Source organism: Bacillus sp. UNC438CL73TsuS30 (assembly GCF_000482325.1).
In the GTDB taxonomy this organism is placed as follows: Bacteria; Bacillota; Bacilli; order Bacillales; family Cytobacillaceae; genus Neobacillus.
On sequence record NZ_KI535295.1, the window covers coordinates 1,131,614 to 1,151,723 of the forward strand.

Consider the following 20,110-nt stretch of genomic DNA (forward strand, 5'->3'; position numbering starts at 1 on the left):
ATTATTCCGGGACACCCCGTGAAAGGGGGATCTAGATGGATATATTTATACAACAATGTATAAATGCGATCATCATTGGCTGTTTTTATAGCCTAATTGCCTTAGGTTATACGATGGTGTTCGGTGTCATCAGGCTATTGAACTTTGCTCATGGCGATATATTTATGGTAGGTTCTTTTGTCGGCTTCACCGTGCTATCTTTTTTGACTGGAATGCCAAGTTTACTAGGTTTAGGGTTAGCCCTATTGATTTCGATGGTTGTGATCGGATTATTTGGTGTAGTTGTTGAAAGAATTGCCTATCGACCTCTATTTAATGCATCTTCACGTCTAGCCGTTTTAATTACAGCCGTCGGGGTCTCATTGTTTTTACAAAATGGAATCATGCTTACCTACGGAGCTAGTTTTCGCGTCTATCCTATTCATCTATCAAATAAAGGGTTTCATATCCTCGGAGCAAATCTATCCTACATGCAATTGGGCATTATTATCTTCTCTATTTTCATGATGGTTGCATTACATATTTTTATTCACAAAACATTGTACGGAAAAGCAATGCGATCGATTGCTATTGATTCGACGGCTACGTCCTTAATGGGGATTGCCGTTCACCGCGTCATTGCGATGACGTTCTTTATCGGTTCCTCACTTGCTGCCGCAGCAGGGGTGATGGACGGGGTTTATTATGGACAAATCAATTTCCTCATGGGGTTTATCATTGGTTTAAAAGCCTTCACAGCAGCAGTAATCGGCGGAATCGGCAGTGTCAAAGGAGCGATGCTTGGCGGATTGCTGCTAGGAATTGTTGAAACCATCGGAACCGTTTATGTAGGAAGCGCCTGGAAGGATGTTTTTGCCTTTGGAATCTTGATTCTGTTACTTGTCTTTAAACCAACGGGAATTCTTGGTGAGAATGAAGTGGAAAGGGTGTAGCTTATGGACAAAGCGGTTCAAAATAACTATTTGAAAGTAGCAGCCCTTGGTGTACTCGTTCTTGTGATGGCATTCCTGCCCTTGATTTCAGACAACTATTGGATTGATGTTGCGTTGATGGCATTGATCTATATCATTCTTGCATTAGGTTTAAACATTGTCGTTGGTTTTTGCGGCCTGCTTGATTTAGGGTTTTCGGCCTTTTTTGCAGTGGGCGCTTACACAACGGGAATTTTAATGACACAATACCATTTATCCTTTTGGATTGCGATTATTGCTTCCGTTATTCTGTCTGCAATTGCAGGCGTGATTATCGGGGCACCTACACTTCGTCTTAGAAGTGATTATCTGGCGATTGTCACATTGGGGTTTGGCGAAATCGTCCGGATTTCTGCCATCAATCTTCATTTTACCGGCGGTGCATCCGGAATTTACGGGATTCCAAAGCCTACGATTGGTTCTTTCCAATTAACAGGTCTAACAGGGGTTTATTATCTGGCATTTGTATCTGTCATTTTAATGATCTTTATTGTCAGGAGACTAGGAGATTCACGATTAGGCAGAGCCTGGAAATATATTCGCGAGGACGAAGATGCAGCGGAAGCAATGGGAATTAACCGTTGGAGGACAAAACTATTAGCCTATATTTTTGGAGCGATAGTCGGCGGCTTCGGCGGATCAATTTTTGCGGTAAAAATGACGGCGATTTCTCCGCAGAGTTTTAGCTTTAACCAATCAGCGATGATTTTATTAGCTGTAGTTCTGGGGGGGATAGGCAGAATTCCGGGAGTGGTATTGGGTGCAGTATTTGTCATACTCCTTCCGGAAGTGATGCGTGATTTTTCCGACTGGCGCCTGCTAATCTTTGGCGGACTCCTCGTGGTCATGATGATTTTCCGTCCGGAAGGAATCTGGCCGTCCGCAAAGGAAAGGGCATCGGTTTCAGCAGGAAAAGAAACGGAGGCGGATCACCATGTCGCTGGTTAGTATCGAAAATGTAACCTTACAGTTCGGTGGCCTGAAGGCGGTTGATAATGTCAGTTTCACGATTGAAAAAGGTAAAATTATCGGGCTTGTTGGACCGAACGGGGCTGGAAAAACCTCGATGTTCAACATCATTACAGGGTTCTACAAACCTAGCAAAGGAAATATCATTTTTGATGGTAATAATATTGTCCGGAAAAAGCCGAGTAAAATCACCGAATTGGGCATGGCTCGAACCTTTCAAAATATCCGCCTTTTTCCGTCGTTGACGGTGCTTGAAAATGTAATGAGCGGGATGCACAGCAAAACAAGACAGGGCTATCTTGGAGCTATTTTTCGTACACCTGCGCAAAGAAGAGAAGAAGAATTAATTAAAACCGTAGCGGAATCAGCAATGGAATTTGTCGGCGTTAGTGATTATGCAAACCGCCAAGCGAAAAACCTGCCATATGGGCTGCAACGGAAGGTGGAAATTGCCAGAGCCCTTGCCTCTCAGCCGAAGTTGTTATTGCTTGATGAACCCGCTGCAGGGCTGAATAAAGGTGAACGGGAAGAACTGATTCTGTTGATTAAACGAATTCATAAGGAATATGACCTGACGATTTTTATCATCGAACATGATATTGGCCTTGTTAGTAAATTAGCTGACAATGTAACGGTTTTGGATTATGGGAAAAAAATTGCCGATGGCAGCCCGGAAGAAGTCTTCCAAAATCAACTAGTGATTGAAGCCTATTTAGGAAAGGAGGACGATGAATGAGCACTCCCGTCTTAGAATTAAAGAATGTAGACTCTTATTATGGAAAAATTCAGGCACTAGAACGGGTGAGTGCCGCCATCTATCCGGGAGAAATTGTGACGATGCTTGGCAGTAATGGTGCCGGAAAAAGCACCCTGCTGAAAACCATTTCCGGTCTCGTAAAAACCCAAAATGGTTCAATTACTTTTTTAGGGAAGGAAATCACGAAATTACGTCCTCATGAAATTGTTGAACTGGGAATTGTCCATGTTCCGGAGGGCAGACGGATTTTCGGCACTATGACCGTTCTTGAAAACCTTGAACTGGGTGGCTTTACCCAAAGAAAGATAAAAGGACATATAAAGGATAATGTGGAAAATATTTTTGAGCTGTTCCCCCGTCTGAAGGAGCGGGCGAAACAAAAGGCCGGCACGTTGTCCGGCGGGGAACAGCAAATGCTGGCGATTGGCCGAGGATTGATGGTGGAGCCGAAGCTCTTGATGCTCGATGAACCGTCAATGGGACTTGCGCCGATTATTGTCAAAGAAATTATGAAGATTATCCGCAATATCAATAACCAGGGGACAACGATTTTGCTGGTTGAACAGAATGCGCGAGCAGCTTTGAAGCTAGCGACAAGGGGTTATGTGTTGGAAACAGGCTCGGTGACGATGGAGGGGTCTGCTGCGGAACTGCAAGAAGATCGTAAAGTGGTTAATGCTTATTTAGCATAAAATAAAAATTTTTTTCGAGTTTGAGAGGAGAATGTGGAAATGGCAAAGTTTTCAGGAGTTTATGTTGCGATTATTACACCATTTACAGAGGAATATCAGGTTGATTATAAGAAGTTGGAGGAGCATGTAGATTGGCTGATTAAGGAAGGAGTGCACGGAATTATTCCAGCAGGATCGGTTGGAGAATATGCATCGCTAACTCCTGAGGAGAGGGCAAAGGTTATTGAAACCGTCATTGCTGCGGCAAATGGCAGAGTGCCAGTTGTTGTCGGCACGGGTGCGCCGTCTACTGATCAGGCAGCAGGCTGGGCTCGCCATGCAAAAGCTGCTGGTGCGGCCGGAATTATGGCACTGCCGCCGATTAACTATAATCCGACTGAAGCGGAAATTTTTGCTCATTATGAGGCATTATCGGAAGTGGGTATTCCAATTATTGCCTACAACAATCCGCATGATTACAAAGTTGATTTAACACCGGATTTACTAAAAAAATTATCGGCGATTGAAAATGTGGTTGCCGTAAAAGAATTTTCGGGAGATATCCGCCGTGTACATGATATTTTAGCTAAAACTGACTTAGAAGTAATGATTGGTGTTGACGATTTAGCAATGGAAGGTCCGATTGCCGGGGCAACTGGCTGGATTGCCGGATTCCCAAATGTTTTTCCGAGAGAAGGGGTACGAATATTTGAATTGGCTTCGCAGGGCAGGGTAAAAGAAGCTCTGGAACTCTATCGTCCTTCACTGCCTCTGTATCATTATGATGCAAAACCGCAGCTTGTTCAGGCGATTAAATATTCGATGGAACTTGCCGGCAGACCGGTGGGACCAACTCGTCCGCCGAGAATGCCGCTGCCTGAGAGTGAGCTTCAAAAAATTAAAGAAGCGTTCGAGCAAGCGGTCAGTGTGAAGGTGAATTAATTTGAGGATTTAAGGGGGAGGTAATTTGTCCCCCTATATTCATTGGAAAGCTGGTGTTTTTTTTGGAGAAACCGAAAACGGTGGTCTGCCGCTGTGAAGAGGTATATTTGGAGGATCTAATAGAAACTGTTCAAATTCACGGGTGTTCCTCCAGGGAACTAAAACTCCGGACAAGGGCCGGAATGGGGTATTGCGGCGGGCGGACCTGCCGTAACCTGATTGAACGAATTGTTGAAAAACAAACGGGGAAAGAACGGCCGAACGATATTCCGCTAAGGTTTCAGCCGCCTGTCCGTCCAATCGAATTTTTTATGATCGGGAATGATTCAAATGGAAAAGAATAAACGGGTGGTCCATCATCCTATTTTAGGAGAATTAAAGATTAAAGGTCTTGTTAATTTTACGTTTAACGATCAGGTATTTAGCGGATTGGAGGGAGAAACGATTGCAGCGGCGCTTCTGGCCAGCGGTGTTCGAACATTACGATGCCAGGAGGAGACGGGTACGCCGCGCGGTATCTATTGTAATATCGGACATTGTTATGAATGTCGAGTTCAAGTGGATGGTAGGGTAGGTGTTCGGGCTTGTTTAACCCCAATTCGAAATGGGATGAATGTCCATTCGGGAGAAAAGCTGCCTACTCCTTTTAAGAAAGAGGGCGATGCCTTGTGAGGGATGTTCTTATTGTTGGAGCGGGTCCAGCAGGTATTTCGGCAGCGATTGTCTGTGCACGTGCTGGAGTAAAAGTGAAGGTGGTCGATGAATTCGTACGACCTGGCGGCAGGCTGCTCGGTCAATTGCACGAAGAACCGGATGGCACCTGGTGGAATGGAATCGAAACAGCTGAACGTCTGATTTCGGAAGCTCGTGATTTGGGTGTGGAATTTGAAATGGGTGTTTCGGTTTATAACCTTAAACGGTCTGGGGACGAATGGAAAGTATACACCACAAAGGAAACAATCAGTGCTAAAGCATTGCTGCTCGCGACGGGTGCGGCAGAAACGGCACTGCCGATTGCCGGTTGGACTTTGCCGGGGGTAATGTCCATCGGTGCGGCCCAGGTGATGACGAATGTCCATCGGGTACGGCCGGGCCAGCGTGGAGTCATTGTCGGGGTCAATATTTTATCTACTGCAATTGCCCGTGAGTTGGAATTAGCTGGGGTTGAAATTGAGTCAATGATGCTTCCGCTGAAAAGTCTGATTACTGAAGATGCTGGTGACCCAGGGAAAGTCCTGGATTCGCTATTGCGTGTTGCCCATCTTGCCCCCTCTAAATTTCTTCGTTTTGGAAGCGGAATGATGAAATCGCCGTCGATGAAACGGCTAGGGTTGAAGTTTTATCCTAAAAGTGGTTTTCGTGTCTGGGGAATTCCAGTCAAGCTACGGCAGGCTGTGGTAGATATAGTTGGGTCGGAGCAGGTCGAAGGAGTTCGAGTTGTGGATATTGATTTGGATGGAAATCCAGTTGAAGGCACTGAACGATTAATTGAAGCGGATTTTGTTTGTATTGCTGGCGGCCTGTATCCACTTGTGGAATTAGCAGCTTTGGCCGGATGTTCTTTCCGTTATGTGGAAGAGCTCGGTGGGCATGTTCCCGTTCATAGTGAAAAAATGAAAACGGGTCTAAAAGGGCTATATGTTGCCGGTAACATTACCGGTATTGAAAGTGCAAAGGTAGCTATGGCCCAGGGTGAGGTAGCCGGTTTTTCGATTGCGGAGGAGATACTAGGGACTCGCTTATTCGAAGAGCCGCTAAGGGCAGCCCTCGAGAAGGTTGAGGCAACCAGGCAAAAGGCTGTCATTCAATTTCATCCCGGTATTGAGAAAGGCAGAGAGCAGATGGAAATGGCTTTTAAGGTTTGGGAGGCTGAAACGGGGAATCAGTTATACGTGAAAAAGGGGTAATTTCTCTCAAAAAGGACGCATCGCAGATATAAACTGTATTTACGCAGATAAATGGTCTAGGTACGCAGATAAAACCCGAAGTATCGCAGATAAAAGTCGTTTTTGCGCAGATAAATATAAAAAGTTTTTCAAAAGAGGGATAACCATGAAAATACATTCAGAGGTTGTAATTATCGGGGGCGGAGTTATTGGGGCCGCGATTGCCTACTATACTTCGAAACTAGGATTCGAAGTGACGGTGATTGAAAAATATGAATTAGCCAGCGGTACCTCCTCCCGTTGTGACGGAAATATTTTAGCCATTGACAAAGACCCGGGATTTGATTCGGAAATGTCCCTACATAGTCAAAAATTAGTCCATGAATTAAGCGGGGAGCTGCCATCGAAGTTTGAATACCGTGCACCGGGAAGCATTCTTGTCTGTGAAACGGAAGAAGAAATGATGGCCGCCGAAAAATGGGTGGATCGCCAAAATAAAACCGGAGTGCCCATGCGTCTGCTTGACCGGGAGGATATCAGACAGGATTCAGTCTACTTTGCCGACGATCTCTTAGGCGGATTGGAATGTCCCTCCGACTCAACCGTAAATCCGTATCTACTAACCTATGCATTATTTGAAGGTGCGCAAAAATTCGGTGCTAGGATCGTAAAAAATACCGAGGTTAGGGGCGTAAATAAAGTGTTGGCGGATGATATTTTTCATGTTTCAACATCAAATGGCGATTTCACTGCTAAAAAAGTCGTCAATGCCGGTGGGATTTGGGCACCAATACTGGCTGAAATGGTTGGGGTAGAACTTCCCATCCAGCCGCGTAAGGGCCATATCATTGTAGCTTCTCGTAATCTCCCAATTGGACTCAGAAAAGTAATGGAATTTGGTTACCTGCTGTCCAAATTCGGCGGGGAGAGGAAGGTCGATGCTGAAACCGAAAAATACGGGGTAGCTTTGGTATTCGAACCAACTGTCAGTCAAAACTTTTTAATCGGAAGCAGCCGGCAATTTGTTGGTTTTGACACGAAAGTTGATATGGATGTCGTCCATTGCATTGCACGGAGGGCCGTTCGATTTTATCCCAAATTGAAGGAAATGAATTTTATCCGGGCCTATGCAGGACTACGCCCATGGACTCCGGATCATTTACCAGTGATTTCTCATGTCGAGGAAGTTCCCGGTTACTATATTGCGGCGGGTCATGAAGGGGACGGTATTAGTCTTGCAGCAGTAACGGGCAAGTTGATTTCCGAAATGATAGAAGGGCGTGAAAAAACGATTATTCCTGTTGAACCGCTACGTCATGATCGGTTTACGCCTTCATTCACCCTTAAACATTAGAAACGAGGTGGCATAGATGATATCGGCGAAAAAAATGTTTACGACGATTGACACACATACCGGCGGGAACCCAACACGCACGGTAACGAGCGGTGTTCCAAAGCTGACTGGCAACACCATGTCAGAAAAAATGCTGCAAATGAAAAATGAATATGACTGGATTCGTAAATTTTTAATGAATGAACCACGGGGACATGGGGTTATGTCGGGTGCATTACTAACTGACCCATGTCATCCTGATGCGGACATCGGTGTTATTTTTATCGAAACTGGCGGCTATCTACCGATGTGCGGACATGACACGATTGGCGTTTGTACCGCGTTAATTGAATCGGGAATGGTGGAGGCTGCTGAGCCGGTCACTTATATTACATTGGACACTCCGGCAGGGTTGGTCAAAACAGAGATCCTAGTAGAAAATGGCAAGGCAAAGCAGGTAACATTCCGAAATATAGATTCTTTTTTGTATAAATCACTAAAGGTTGAAGTAGAAGGTTTTGGTGAAATCGACTGTGATATTGCCTACGGCGGCAATTTTTACGGGATTTTGGACGCAAGGAAGCTAAATTTGGAACTTACCCCTTCAAATGCTTCTGAGATTATAGAAAAAGCAATTAGGATTCGGAAAACAATTAATCAGCAGAATGAAATTGTTCATCCTGTTTTTCCGTTTATCCGTGGCTTGACCCATATTGAATTTTATACCGATCCGGTTCATCCGGATGCCGATTTGAAAAATACGGTTGTCGTCCCTCCGGGTGGAATTGACCGCTCTCCATGCGGAACGGGGACTTCAGCAAAATTAGCTGTACTGTTCAATAAAGGAGATTTGGCCGTAGGTGAAGAATTTGTTCATGAAAGCATCGTCGGTTCATTATTTAAGGCACGAATTTTGGAAAAAAGTGAAGTGCAGGGTTATCCGGCAGTCATTCCAGAAATAACCGGCTCGGCATGGGTGATGGGTTTCCATACATTCCTTTATAACGAAGAAGACGAATTAAATGAGGGGTTTTTATTAATTCCTGCAGCGGAGGATCATTAAGGGGGAGAGATCGGTGAAGTTTACGAAGCATTTTTCAACCGTTGATATGCACACGGGCGGCGAGCCATTTCGAATCATTACATCAGGTGTTCCCTTTTTAAAAGGGGATACTATTTTGGAAAAACGTGCTTTTTTTAAAAATTATTACGATGAGGTTCGTCGGGTGTTGATGTTTGAACCAAGGGGCCATCACGGGATGTATGGCTGCGTAATCACTCCGCCGGAACGGGAGGATTCCAATTTCGGTATTCTATTTATGCATAATGAAGGGCTTAGTACGATGTGCGGACATGGAACGATTGCTGCTGTAACATACGCCATTGAAAGCGGACTGGTTGAGGCAACGGGTGAGGAAACACGTGTGGTAATCGACAGCCCCGCCGGGAAGCTGACAGCCTATGCCCAGTGTGAGGGAACAAAAGTAAAGTCCGTATCCTTTGAAAATGTTCCATCCTTTGTTTTTATGGAAAACTACCCTGTAGTGGTAGATGGAAAAAATATTTTGGTTGATATTGCTTATGGTGGTGCATTTTATGCCATTGTCGATGCCAATGAATTTGGCCAGAAGGTAGATATTGACCATCTCGCAGCATTACAAAAAATTGGTATGGAGATTAAGCGTAAAATTGAATCGTCCATTGAGGTTGTTCACCCATTTGAAAAGGATATAAACGGAATCTACGGTGTTATTTTTACAGATGAACCCACGCTTGAAAATTCCGATTCACGCAATGTAACGATTTTTGCCGATGGACAGATTGACCGTTCCCCATGTGGAAGCGGGACGGGTGCACGTGTAGCGCTTTTGAAGCAAAAAAGCCTGCTTCAAAAAGGACAGCAATTTGTCCATGAAAGTATTGTAAACAGTCAATTTGTCGCGGAAATAATTGAAGAAACTGAATTCGGTCCATATTCAGCAGTCATTCCGAAAATTACGGGTAACGCCTTTATTACCGGCATGCACCAGTTTGTTGTTGATCCAACAGACCCATTAAGTGGTGGTTTTTTAATAGGATAGAGGCTGTTTGAATTGGAAGAAATGGAGGTAGAGGATGTTAGTTATAAGTGAAGAAGAAATAAAAAAAGCGGTTACCATGGAAGATGTGATGAAAGCTGTAGAGGTGGCACTTGTTGAATATTCAGAGGGAAGAACAGTTACACCGGTTCGCACGGCAATTAGCACTTCTCAAACAGAGGGAACGGCCTTGTTCATGCCATCTTTAGTGGAATCCGGAGGTGGTCTAGGGGTTAAATTCGTCTCCGTTTTTCCAAAAAATAAAGACAAAACCATTTACGGTGTCATGGTTTTATCCGATGTAGAAACCGGGGAGCCGTTAGCTTTAATGGAATCTTCTTCCTTAACGGTTTTGAGAACTGGTGCTGCTTCCGGTCTGGCAACGAAGTATCTTGCTAAAGAGGATGCGTTGGTGCTGGGGGTGATTGGTACCGGGAGCCAGGCAAGAGGATTGATTGAAGCGATTTTACATGTTCGGCCTTCAATTAGGGAAATTCGTTTATATAATCGAACAAAGTCAAAAGCATCTGTATTGGCAGAGGAATTAAAGGCTCGCTACCAGGAGCAGTGTCCGGAGATTGTTATTGCGGACGAAGCAGATGAGGCAGTAAGGGCTGCTGATATTATTGTAACGGCGACTACTTCCGAAAGGCCGGTTTTTTCCGCTGAGAGTGTTGCGCTCGGTGTACATATTAACGGGGTGGGATCCTTTAAGCCAAGTATGCAGGAAATACCAACTGAAATTATTACAAGTGCTGCAAAAGTGGTAGTCGAAGCCAAGGAAGCTGCATTGGAGGAATGTGGTGATTTAATTAATCCAATTGAAGCCGGACTTTTTCAAGCAGATGATCTTTATGGAGAATTGGGCGAAATCATTAATGGTATGAGAACTGGAAGAGAATCGAATGAAGAAATTACCGTTTTTAAATCAGTAGGTTTAGCAGCGATGGATGTGGTCGTCGCTAAGACGATTTATGATAAAGCTTTGGAACTGGGGATCGGTCAAAAAGTAAAACTTTAATATTTTAATAGGTGGTGTTTTTGGGTATGCAAACCGAGGTTTTTACAAAAACATATTTTAATTATATTAATGGGGAATGGGTGGAAAGTGAATCAGGCGAGGTGATTAAAAGTATCAGTCCGGCGAACCGCTTTGAAGTGGTCGGAAAGGTGCAAAAATCAACACTTACCGATTTAAAAGCGGCTGTTAACGCAGCAAAAGTAGCAAAAAAATCCTGGTGGAAGCTAGGTGGTCCTTCAAGGGGGAATTTTTTGTTTAAAGTAGCCGACATTTTGGAGGCAAACCTAGATGACATCGCCGAGACGATGACACGGGAAATGGGAAAAACCCTGCTGGAAGCAAAAGGGGAAACCGCTCGTGGTGTAGCAATCTTGCGCTATTATGCAGGGGAAGGGATGCGCAAATCCGGAGATGTTATCCCATCATCTGATAGCGGTGCGTTAATGTTTACTACCAGGGCTCCATTAGGGGTGGTTGGGGTGATTACACCTTGGAATTTCCCTGTGGCGATACCGATTTGGAAGATTGCACCTGCCTTGATATACGGGAACACAGTTGTTTTTAAACCGGCATCAGAAGCTGCGGTAACAGCGGCAAAAATGGTGGAGTGTTTTGAGAAAGCGGGGCTGCCAAAGGGTGTATTAAATTTCGTGACGGGCTCAGGCTCAATGATTGGAAATGGACTCATTGAACATTCTGATATCAATGGAATTACGTTTACAGGATCTTCAGCAACTGGGAAAAGAGTTGGCCAAGGGGCCGTTGCCCGCGGTGCGAAATTCCAGCTTGAAATGGGCGGGAAGAACCCGGTGATTGTCGCAGAGGATGCCGATTTGGAGAAAGCAGTGGACGCTGTTATTAGTGGGGGGCTGAAATCAACCGGCCAAAAATGCACCTGCACGAGCCGGGTGATTGTACACGAAAAGGTGTATGATGTGTTTAAGGAATTGTTATTGGAGAAGGTTCGCGGTATTAAGGTTGGGGACGGTCTTTCTGAAGGTACCTGGATGGGACCTTGTGCGAGTGAGAGCCAGTTAAATACCGTTAAGTATTATATTAAAGTGGCAAAGAAGGAAGGCGCCGTCTTGCTTTGCGGGGGTGATCAGCCTGTTGATCCGGGGTTGAAGGATGGTTTTTATATCAATCCATCCATTTTTGAGGGTGTTACCACGGATATGGCGATTGCGCAGGAAGAGATTTTTGGGCCAGTGCTAGCGTTAATCAAAGTAGATTCTCTGGAAAAAGCGATTGAAATCGCCAATGATTCAGAATACGGATTAAGTGCATCCATCTTTACCACCAATATTGGCAAAATGCTAACGTTTATTGATGATATGGAAGCGGGCTTGGTGAGGATCAATGCCGAAAGTGCCGGCGTCGAACTTCAAGCCCCATTCGGCGGAATGAAATCCTCCTCCTCCGGCTCACGCGAACAAGGCGAAGCCGCCAAAGAATTCTTCACCGCCATCAAAACTGTGTTCGTAAAAGGATAAAAAGATGGCAAAAAAGGTGACAGGCACCGCCCGTGGACAAATCGGCAGTTTTGTCCGTTGTGGGTGGACGGTAAATCATGTATAAACAAAAATAAAACCAAGGTTATGAGTTGACTATTTCGTCATTTCACAACCTTGGTTTGTTTTGCTATACAAGATAGCTTGTCTAAAAACAGCCCGTTAAAAGTTTAGTAGAAAGTAGGATATGAAGTTCCAGGTGGTCTCCATGAAGGAGTCCCATAATAACCATAGGCAGGATTGTGTTGCTGAGTATTTGGCATGAAATGGTTGTGAGGATAGGATTGAGGATTGGAATGATGATGGTGTGAGTGACTATGGATATGATGGTTGTATTGTGCCATACATGCTCCAGGTTGTCCAGGATGTGGTCCTGTTGTAATATTTTGAGTCAATTGCTGCACCTCTTTCATATTGTAATATCCCTTATAGTATGAAGCTAATTAAATTTTGTTACAAAAAGAGAGCGGAGCTTGGTTTCCAAGCTCCGCCCCCTTTTTTATGCGCTGATAGTTACATCAGCTTCTTCTTTTTCACCTAGCGGGTGGAATTCCTTTTCCATTTTGGATACGACGACTGTTGCTACACCGTTTCCGATTAGGTTGGTGATGGCACGTGCTTCGGACATGAAGCGGTCGACACCTAGTAGAAGGGCAATTCCTTCAACCGGTATAACCGGAAACGCTGATAGGGTAGCGGCTAGGGTAATGAAACCTGAACCAGTTACACCTGCTGCCCCTTTTGAAGTCAGCATTAAAATTCCCAGTAAAGTGATTTGATGCCAGATCGTAATATCTACATGATAAGCTTGTGCGATAAAGATAGCTGCCATTGAAAGGTAGATAGCAGTACCGTCTAAGTTAAATGAATATCCAGTTGGAACAACAAGACCTACAACAGACTTGGAACAGCCATATTTTTCAAGACGTTCCATCATTCTTGGTAATGCAGATTCAGAAGAAGAAGTACCTAATACCAATAAAATTTCTTCTTTAATATAAGCGATGAATTTTAAAATATTAAAGCCGTAAAACTTTGCAACAGCTCCTAAAACAAAGACGATAAAGATAAACATCGTCAAGTACACGCTTCCCATTAATTTACCAAGCGAAACTAATGAGCCAAGACCAAAATTACCAATCGTATATGCCATTGCCCCAAATGCTGCAACCGGTGAAAACTTCATGACAATATTAACAATTTTAAAGAAGATTTCAGTTAAATCTTCAAACAACGTAACAACTCGCTTGCCTTTTTCGCCAAACGATGCAAGCGCTATCCCAAAAAGAACAGAGAAGAACAGGATTGGCAAGAGTTGGCCATTTGCCATAGCGGCAACAAAATTATCTGGAATAATTCCTAAAATAAACTCGACAAATCCATGACTGCTTTCTTTGGCTTGCTCTGTAAATTGTGCAACATCACTAGCTTTTGCACCATGTGTATCAAAACCGGAACCAGGCTTAAGGATATTGACAAGCAATAAACCAATTCCTAATGCGATAGTCGAAATAATTTCAAAATAGAGGAGGGCTTTACCACCAATTCGGCCAACCTTTTTCAAATCTCCCATATTTCCAATTCCAATGACAATCGTAAAAAAGACAATTGGAGCGATAACCATTTTAATTAGTTTAATAAAAATATCCGCTAAAACCTTTAATTCTGCCCCGAATTTCGGAAACAAGAACCCAACAATAATTCCGATAAGAATACCTGTCAAAACTTGAACCGTTAAATTTTTAAAATTAATCTTCATCCTCTTACACCCCTTTTTAAATTTTGTTATCGCTTTCATCCCATCTATCTACATGATAAGAGAAAATTCAGAAAAGATTATATTTTGGTCATATTGGTCTTATTGGTCCTTTTGTTATCTAAAAATTCTTGGAAATAGTGTTTATTCAATTTACTATATTGATACAATAGGTGATGATAGTAATAGATTAAATTTAAAAAACAGGGGGAACTGTGTTGTTTCCATTTAAGGTAATTTTAGTAGAAGATGATCCAATGGTTCGAGAAGTTCACCGCCAGTTTATTGAGAGAATTGAAGGATTTACAATCATCGGGACTGCTACAAACGGGCTTGAGGGACTTGCATTAATAAAAGAATCAAAACCAGACTTGGCCATAATCGATATTTACATGCCCCATCTAAATGGCTTGGAAATGGTGAGAGAATTACGGTCAGAAGATTTATTGGTCGATGTGATTGCGATAACGGCCGCGAATGATATTGAAACCGTTCACCGCGTCCTTCAGCAGGGGGCCGTTGACTATATTATGAAACCCTTTACGTTTGAGAGAATTAAAATATCTCTAGAAAACTATAAAGGATATCGCATGAAGTTAAAGGAAAAAGATGCCCTGGGACAGGATGAGTTAGATCAGCTGTTATTTTTAAAAAATCGAGAAGAACAGGAAATGGAGAATCTGCCGAAAGGGTTAAATCCGAATACGTTAATCAAAATTACAAGCTACCTTTCACTCCAAAAAACACCTGTTTCTGCTGAAGAAGTAGCTGAAGGGATTGGAATTGCCCGGGTAACAGCACGTAGGTACCTCGATTTTTTAGAAAAAGAGGGGAAAGTGAAAATTCATGTTCACTATGGAGGAGTAGGTAGACCGGTAAACCGGTATGGAATTTAAAATAACTAAGGCTTGAGAAGGAGAGAACATCGTGGAAGGGCTTGTATATAATCGACTTGGAAAGCCAAAGCTCCGCCTGCAAGCAGTCATTACGTTAATGGTTTGTGTTGTAGTGGTATTAGCATTTCTCGTAACCGATTTATTAATCACCTACAGGATATCGAGTGAAACGGAAAAAACTCAAGCAAACAAAGCAACTCAAATTGCGAAAATCGTCGCCCAGACTCCACTTGTGATTGATGGACTTACTGGAAAAGCGGATGAAAAGGAAATCCAGGCATTTGCCAGTCAAATAAGACAATCTTCACAGGTTGAGTTTGTGGTTGTGATGGATATGAATGGAATCCGAAAATCCCATCCGAATAAAGACAAAATTGGCCAGCATTTTGTCGGTGGCGATGAAAAGGCCGTATTGAAAGGAAAAGAACATGTTTCGATAGCTAGGGGGACATTGGGAGTTTCATTACGTTCGTTTATTCCCGTCTACGATGAAGGCCACAAGCAGGTTGGGGCTGTTGCAGTCGGGATTTCTTTGGAAAAAGTCAATCAAGCGGTTGCACAAAGCCGGAATATTATCATTTTGGGGACGTTTTTCGGAATATTGGTGGGAATCATCGGGGCCCTTTTTCTTGCAAGAAAAATCAAAAGAATATTATTTGGACTTGAACCAAATGAAATCGCCAAAATACTTGAGGAACGAAGTATGATGCTCCAGTCAACGAGAGAAGGGATGCTTGCTGTTGACCAGAGAGGCAGAATTACGTTAGTCAACAATGAAGCCATTCGGCTTTTTGAAAAAGCGGGAATTCAGGATCCACCGCTTGGAAGAAAAATTGACGGGTATTTGCCTAATTCAAGGCTGACCTCTGTTTTGAAATCTGGGGAGCATCATTATGATCAGGAGCAGGACATTGGCGGTGTGACGATAATAACGAACCGGGTTCCGATCATTGTGAAAGGAAAAATTGTCGGTGCCATTGCAACTTTTCGTGAAAAAACTGAAATCAAGCAGTTGGCGGAACAATTAACCGGGGTTAAGCTTTATGCGGAAGCATTACGTACTCAGTCGCATGAATTTATGAATAAATTACACGTGATTTCCGGTTTAATTCATATGAAAAATTATGAAATGGTTTCTTCTTATATAACCGATCTTGTTGATCATCAACAGACCGAAGTGAACTTTGTGGTCAGCAGGTTTAAGGACCCGGTATTGGCCGGATTTCTTTTAGGTAAGTTAAGCTATGCCAGGGAAAATGGCTGTGAATTGACCATTGATGGAGAGGGGACTTTACCTGAACCACGTCGACAGGAGACAACACATGAATTGGTAACAATTCTAGGAAACCTGATTGACAATGCGTTGGATGCAGTGGAAGATTCTTTGATTAAAACGGTTACCCTTCGGTTTGATTACTACGAGGGTCAGCTTGTATTTGAGGTTCACGATACTGGAAAAGGAATTAGAGATGAGCAGGTGAATGATCTTTTTATAAAAGGCTTCTCCACTAAAGGGCATAATAGAGGTATCGGATTGTATTTAGTCAAGCAAAGCATCGAAGCCCTAAATGGAACGATTGAAATCATTTCAACAGAAGGTAAAGGCACCACCTTTATCGTCTCCTTACCGTATCATGACAAAAAATAGTGTCCACTGGAGACGGACGAATTGGGGTGAAAGTCCACGGGCGGTGCCTGTCACCTTATTATATCACCGTATTACAGTACCGTATTGAAAGGGGGCCCACAGGTGGAGGGGAATTGGTTGATTGCGGATCGGGATTTGAATGAGCGGGAGGGGTTGAAGTGGTGGTTGAGGACGTCTTCGATTCCGGTTACGAATATTCTTTTAGCTTCTAGTTACCAGGAGTTTGTTATGATATTTGAGCAGGAAATTCCGGATGTTGTGGTGATGGAGCTGGATATGATCGGAAGGGAGGATTGGTCCTCCTTTCGAGAGTTGATCCAAATTTACGATCCAACTTTGGTCTTAACCAGTGCAGAGGCAACCTTTGAAAAGGCACGACTGGCGATAGATATGCAGGCGTTAGACCTTATGATTAAGCCCTTTTCGACCACAAAGGTAAATTCCGCCTTTCAAAAGGCATCACGAAGCATCGGGAGAAAAAAAAATGTAAATGGAGCCAACCATCCCAATTCATACAAAGATCTATCCTATGAAGCCCTGTTTATCTCACAGCCATCCCTTGTTGAAGATTATCATATAGCGGCATTTAAAACGGAAAATGCAGAGACCATTGGCACATTGAGTTCCTTTTTGTCCGAATTTCCCTTTAAAGACCTACATGGTGTCTTCGCACTGAGTGAATTGGTTGTCTTATTGTTTCAGGAATCATGCCCAAATATAACGGAACAATGCCAAAAAGCGATGAGAAGATGGGATGAGGAATTTTCTGAACCGCTTGCGATTGTGGTTTATACAGGGAAAAATCCTGCTGTGACGCTAAACCAAAAATATCTTCAAACCCAGAAAATGCTTGAATTCACTTATTATCAAGGATATAAACAGGTAGTTGAATTCGAATACTCTCCGGACTGGGTGCATATGGATCCGTTTTTAACTCCGCCCGATCAGCGGACCTGGATTGATATGCTTTCCAATTTTGATTTGGAAAAAATAAAAAAATGGCTGTATGATGAATTTCTCCAGCTGCAAAATCCTTATCCAGATCCCGGTCTGGTCAGAATTAGGTTGACAAGTATTCTCGCCCAAATCAGGAGATATATGCAGACCTTTAATCTAGATGACCAGTCGCTATATGAGCGCGAGTACCGATATATTTTTAATTCGATTTTATATGATACGGTTTTATATCGAACAGTCCAGAACCTAATTCTTTTTATTCAAAAGATCTTTATTGGAGCTGAAGCCAGTTCACGAAACTTCAAACAAGATCCAATCGAACGGGGAATCTCCTATATGGAAGCCAATTTTTCCGACACGAATTTGAGGCTAGAAGATGTGGCGCATTATGTCGACCGCAACCCGTCTTATTTCAGCCATCTCCTTATCTCAAAAACCGGAAAAGGCTTTACCGAAGTCCTCGCAGGCATACGGATGAAGGAAGCAAAACGGCTGCTTATCGAGACAAGGAAGGCAATTAAAGAAATTTCCTACCACGTCGGCTATCAAAATACTAATTATTTTAGTCGGATCTTCAAAGAAACAACCGGTATGTCACCTAGAGAATTCCGCCTGAATAAAGCAGAAAATTTGAATAGCGGACGGGAGCAACCTGAAAACTAGTTTTTAACCAAATCGAAAAGGGATTAAAGGCCGCAGCTGATAGCGGCCTTTTTCAAATGGGGAAATCTATATATTTTATATGTTTCTAAAAATTTTATAAGTGTAAGCCAAGAATTTTTATGTAAACGACCTAATTTTTAAAAAATATTATCCTTTTTCTAATGTTTTATTCGTATTTTTCAGAAGATTATCTTTTTATAATGAAATCAGAGTTAAACATTAACTAAGGGGTGTAAATAATGACAAAAACATCTGAAAAAAGAGTAATCAAAAATTATAAAGGCACTGAACTACATGCAAAGGGCTGGATCCAAGAAGCAGCACTACGTATGTTATATAATAACTTAGATCAAGAAGTAGCAGAAAGACCAGAAGATCTTGTTGTATATGGTGGAATTGGTAAAGCAGCTCGTAACTGGGAATCTTTTGATGCAATTGTGAAAACGCTTTTAGAGCTTGAAGATGATGAAACCATGTTAGTTCAATCTGGTAAGCCGGTAGTTGTTTGGAAATCGCACAAAGATGCACCGCGCGTATTGCTTGCAAACTCAAACCTTGTACCTGCATGGGCAAACTGGGAGCACTTCCATGAGCTTGATAAAAAAGGTTTGATGATGTACGGACAAATGACAGCAGGAAGCTGGATCTACATCGGAAGCCAAGGAATTGTTCAAGGAACTTATGAAACATTTGCAGAGCTTGCTCGTCAAGAGTTCGGCGGTTCATTAAAACATACGATCACTTTAACAGCTGGCCTAGGCGGTATGGGTGGAGCGCAGCCACTTGCAGTAACAATGAATGACGGCGTATGTATCGGCATCGATGTCGATGAGTGGAGAATTGATCGTCGTATTGAAACTAGATACCTAGATGTAAAAACAAATGACCTTGATGAAGCATTGAAATTAGCGTTTGAAGCAAAGAAAGAAGGAAAAGGGCTTTCAATCGGGCTTATTGGCAACGCAGCAGAAATTTTACCATTAATGATTGAAAAAGGCTTTAACCCAGATGTATTAACAGACCAAACTTCTGCACACGATCCACTTAACGGATATGTACCAGTTGGCTATTCTTTAGAAGAAGCTGATAAATTAAGAAAAGAAGATCCAACATTATATGTGAAGCTTTCAAAACAAAGCATGGCAACACATGTAAAAGCAATGTTAGAAATGCAACAAAAAGGCGCTGTTACATTTGACTACGGTAACAACATCCGTCAAGTGGCAAAAGATGAAGGCGTTGAAAATGCATTTGATTTCCCTGGATTCGTTCCAGCGTACATCCGTCCATTGTTCTGTGAAGGTAAAGGACCTTTCCGCTGGGCAGCATTATCTGGAGATCCAGAAGATATCCGAAAAATTGACGAAGCATTACTTCGTGTTTACAAAGATGATGAGCACCTTTGCAAATGGGTTAAGATGGCACAGGAAAGAATTGCGTTCCAAGGACTTCCTGCACGTATTTGCTGGCTTGGTTATGGCGAAAGAGCACGCTTTGGTAAAATCATTAACGACATGGTTGCATCCGGTGAAGTTTCAGCTCCAATCGTTATCGGTCGTGACCACTTAGATGCTGGTTCCGTTGCATCTCCAAACCGTGAAACTGAAAGCATGATGGACGGTTCTGATGCAGTATCTGACTGGCCAATCCTTAATGCCATGATCAACGCAGTTGGCGGGGCAAGCTGGATTTCCTTACACCATGGCGGCGGCGTAGGTATGGGATATTCACAACACTCTGGTATGGTTATCGTTGCTGACGGTACAAAAGAAGCAGAAGCACGTTTAGAGCGCGTATTAACAACTGACCCTGGTATGGGTGTGGTTCGTCACGCTGATGCAGGTTATGAAATTGCAATCAAAACTGCAAAAGAAAAAGGCATCAAAATGCCAATGTTAAAATAAGAAAAGCGGAAGCGCCTTGGTCAGCCACGACCAGCATAAGACGAGCCGGCGAGAAGGTTGTTCTTTAACCTTCTTGACGGATTGGCTAGACTATCGGGGCTAGGCGCTGGAGCTGGACAAAACAAGACTAAGACCTGACCGAAAGGA

Annotated in this window: 18 protein-coding genes; 17 read left to right on the forward strand and 1 reads right to left on the reverse strand. The window is 43.1% G+C overall.

From position 1 onward, the window contains the following. Window positions 1–35 precede the first annotated feature (35 nt). From M028_RS0119395 to gucD, 13 genes are all read left to right on the forward strand, one after another. A complete protein-coding gene (locus tag M028_RS0119395) occupies window positions 36–932 on the forward strand; it encodes a branched-chain amino acid ABC transporter permease (protein WP_026575356.1) in 897 nt (298 codons plus the stop codon). A 3-nt stretch (window positions 933–935) separates the two neighbouring features. Beyond that, the gene (locus M028_RS30450; protein ID WP_051591104.1) at window positions 936–1,919 is read left to right on the forward strand and encodes a branched-chain amino acid ABC transporter permease; all 984 of its coding nucleotides are present in this window, start codon (window positions 936–938) and stop codon (window positions 1,917–1,919) included. Further along, window positions 1,906–2,676 (forward strand): ABC transporter ATP-binding protein, encoded by a 771-nt coding sequence (locus M028_RS0119405; RefSeq protein ID WP_026575357.1) that lies wholly within the window; start codon window positions 1,906–1,908, stop codon window positions 2,674–2,676. Before M028_RS30450 ends, M028_RS0119405 begins: the two co-directional genes overlap by 14 nt. Continuing rightward, window positions 2,673–3,389: an ABC transporter ATP-binding protein gene (locus M028_RS0119410; RefSeq protein WP_026575358.1), complete on the forward strand. Its 717-nt coding sequence runs from the start codon at window positions 2,673–2,675 to the stop codon at window positions 3,387–3,389. Before M028_RS0119405 ends, M028_RS0119410 begins: the two co-directional genes overlap by 4 nt. Window positions 3,390–3,428: 39 nt before the next feature. Next, window positions 3,429–4,310: a dihydrodipicolinate synthase family protein gene (locus tag M028_RS0119415; protein ID WP_026575359.1), complete on the forward strand. Its 882-nt coding sequence runs from the start codon at window positions 3,429–3,431 to the stop codon at window positions 4,308–4,310. A 62-nt stretch (window positions 4,311–4,372) separates the two neighbouring features. Beyond that, on the forward strand, window positions 4,373–4,654 hold the full coding sequence (locus tag M028_RS0119420; RefSeq protein WP_026575360.1) for a (2Fe-2S)-binding protein: 282 nt from the start codon (window positions 4,373–4,375) through the stop codon (window positions 4,652–4,654). Beyond that, on the forward strand, window positions 4,641–4,982 hold the full coding sequence (locus M028_RS0119425) for a (2Fe-2S)-binding protein (RefSeq protein ID WP_026575361.1): 342 nt from the start codon (window positions 4,641–4,643) through the stop codon (window positions 4,980–4,982). The genes M028_RS0119420 and M028_RS0119425 overlap by 14 nt, the downstream gene beginning before the upstream one ends. After that, the gene (locus tag M028_RS0119430) at window positions 4,979–6,217 is read left to right on the forward strand and encodes an NAD(P)/FAD-dependent oxidoreductase (RefSeq protein ID WP_026575362.1); all 1,239 of its coding nucleotides are present in this window, start codon (window positions 4,979–4,981) and stop codon (window positions 6,215–6,217) included. Before M028_RS0119425 ends, M028_RS0119430 begins: the two co-directional genes overlap by 4 nt. Window positions 6,218–6,362: 145 nt before the next feature. Then, window positions 6,363–7,550 (forward strand): NAD(P)/FAD-dependent oxidoreductase, encoded by a 1,188-nt coding sequence (locus M028_RS0119435; RefSeq protein ID WP_026575363.1) that lies wholly within the window; start codon window positions 6,363–6,365, stop codon window positions 7,548–7,550. 19 nt (window positions 7,551–7,569) lie between these two features. Next, a complete protein-coding gene (locus tag M028_RS0119440; RefSeq protein ID WP_026575364.1) occupies window positions 7,570–8,592 on the forward strand; it encodes a proline racemase family protein in 1,023 nt (340 codons plus the stop codon). 13 nt (window positions 8,593–8,605) lie between these two features. Next, entirely contained in the window at window positions 8,606–9,610 is a 1,005-nt protein-coding gene (locus M028_RS0119445; RefSeq protein ID WP_026575365.1) for a proline racemase family protein, read from the forward strand. Window positions 9,611–9,644: 34 nt separating this feature from the next. Further along, entirely contained in the window at window positions 9,645–10,628 is a 984-nt protein-coding gene (locus M028_RS0119450; RefSeq protein WP_026575366.1) for an NAD(P)-binding domain-containing protein, read from the forward strand. Between the two features lie 26 nt (window positions 10,629–10,654). Next, the gene (gucD, locus tag M028_RS0119455; protein ID WP_026575367.1) at window positions 10,655–12,121 is read left to right on the forward strand and encodes an alpha-ketoglutaric semialdehyde dehydrogenase GucD; all 1,467 of its coding nucleotides are present in this window, start codon (window positions 10,655–10,657) and stop codon (window positions 12,119–12,121) included. Between the two features lie 517 nt (window positions 12,122–12,638). Here gucD and M028_RS0119460 read toward each other — a convergent pair. Beyond that, complete coding sequence (locus tag M028_RS0119460) at window positions 12,639–13,898, reverse strand: dicarboxylate/amino acid:cation symporter (RefSeq protein ID WP_026575368.1); 1,260 nt, start codon at window positions 13,896–13,898, stop codon at window positions 12,639–12,641. 215 nt (window positions 13,899–14,113) lie between these two features. On the opposite strand from M028_RS0119460, the gene M028_RS0119465 reads away from it, so the two are divergent. The 4 genes from M028_RS0119465 (at window position 14,114) to hutU (ending at window position 19,963) form a co-directional block, all read left to right on the forward strand. Continuing rightward, window positions 14,114–14,791, forward strand: a complete 678-nt coding sequence (locus M028_RS0119465; protein ID WP_269320946.1) for a response regulator — start codon at window positions 14,114–14,116, stop codon at window positions 14,789–14,791. Between the two features lie 31 nt (window positions 14,792–14,822). Beyond that, on the forward strand, window positions 14,823–16,439 hold the full coding sequence (dcuS, locus tag M028_RS0119470; protein ID WP_269320947.1) for a DcuS/MalK family sensor histidine kinase: 1,617 nt from the start codon (window positions 14,823–14,825) through the stop codon (window positions 16,437–16,439). Window positions 16,440–16,541: 102 nt separating this feature from the next. Then, complete coding sequence (locus M028_RS0119475; RefSeq protein WP_026575371.1) at window positions 16,542–18,059, forward strand: helix-turn-helix domain-containing protein; 1,518 nt, start codon at window positions 16,542–16,544, stop codon at window positions 18,057–18,059. Window positions 18,060–18,298: 239 nt separating this feature from the next. Beyond that, window positions 18,299–19,963, forward strand: a complete 1,665-nt coding sequence (gene hutU, locus M028_RS0119480) for a urocanate hydratase (RefSeq protein WP_026575372.1) — start codon at window positions 18,299–18,301, stop codon at window positions 19,961–19,963. Window positions 19,964–20,110: the final 147 nt, after the last annotated feature.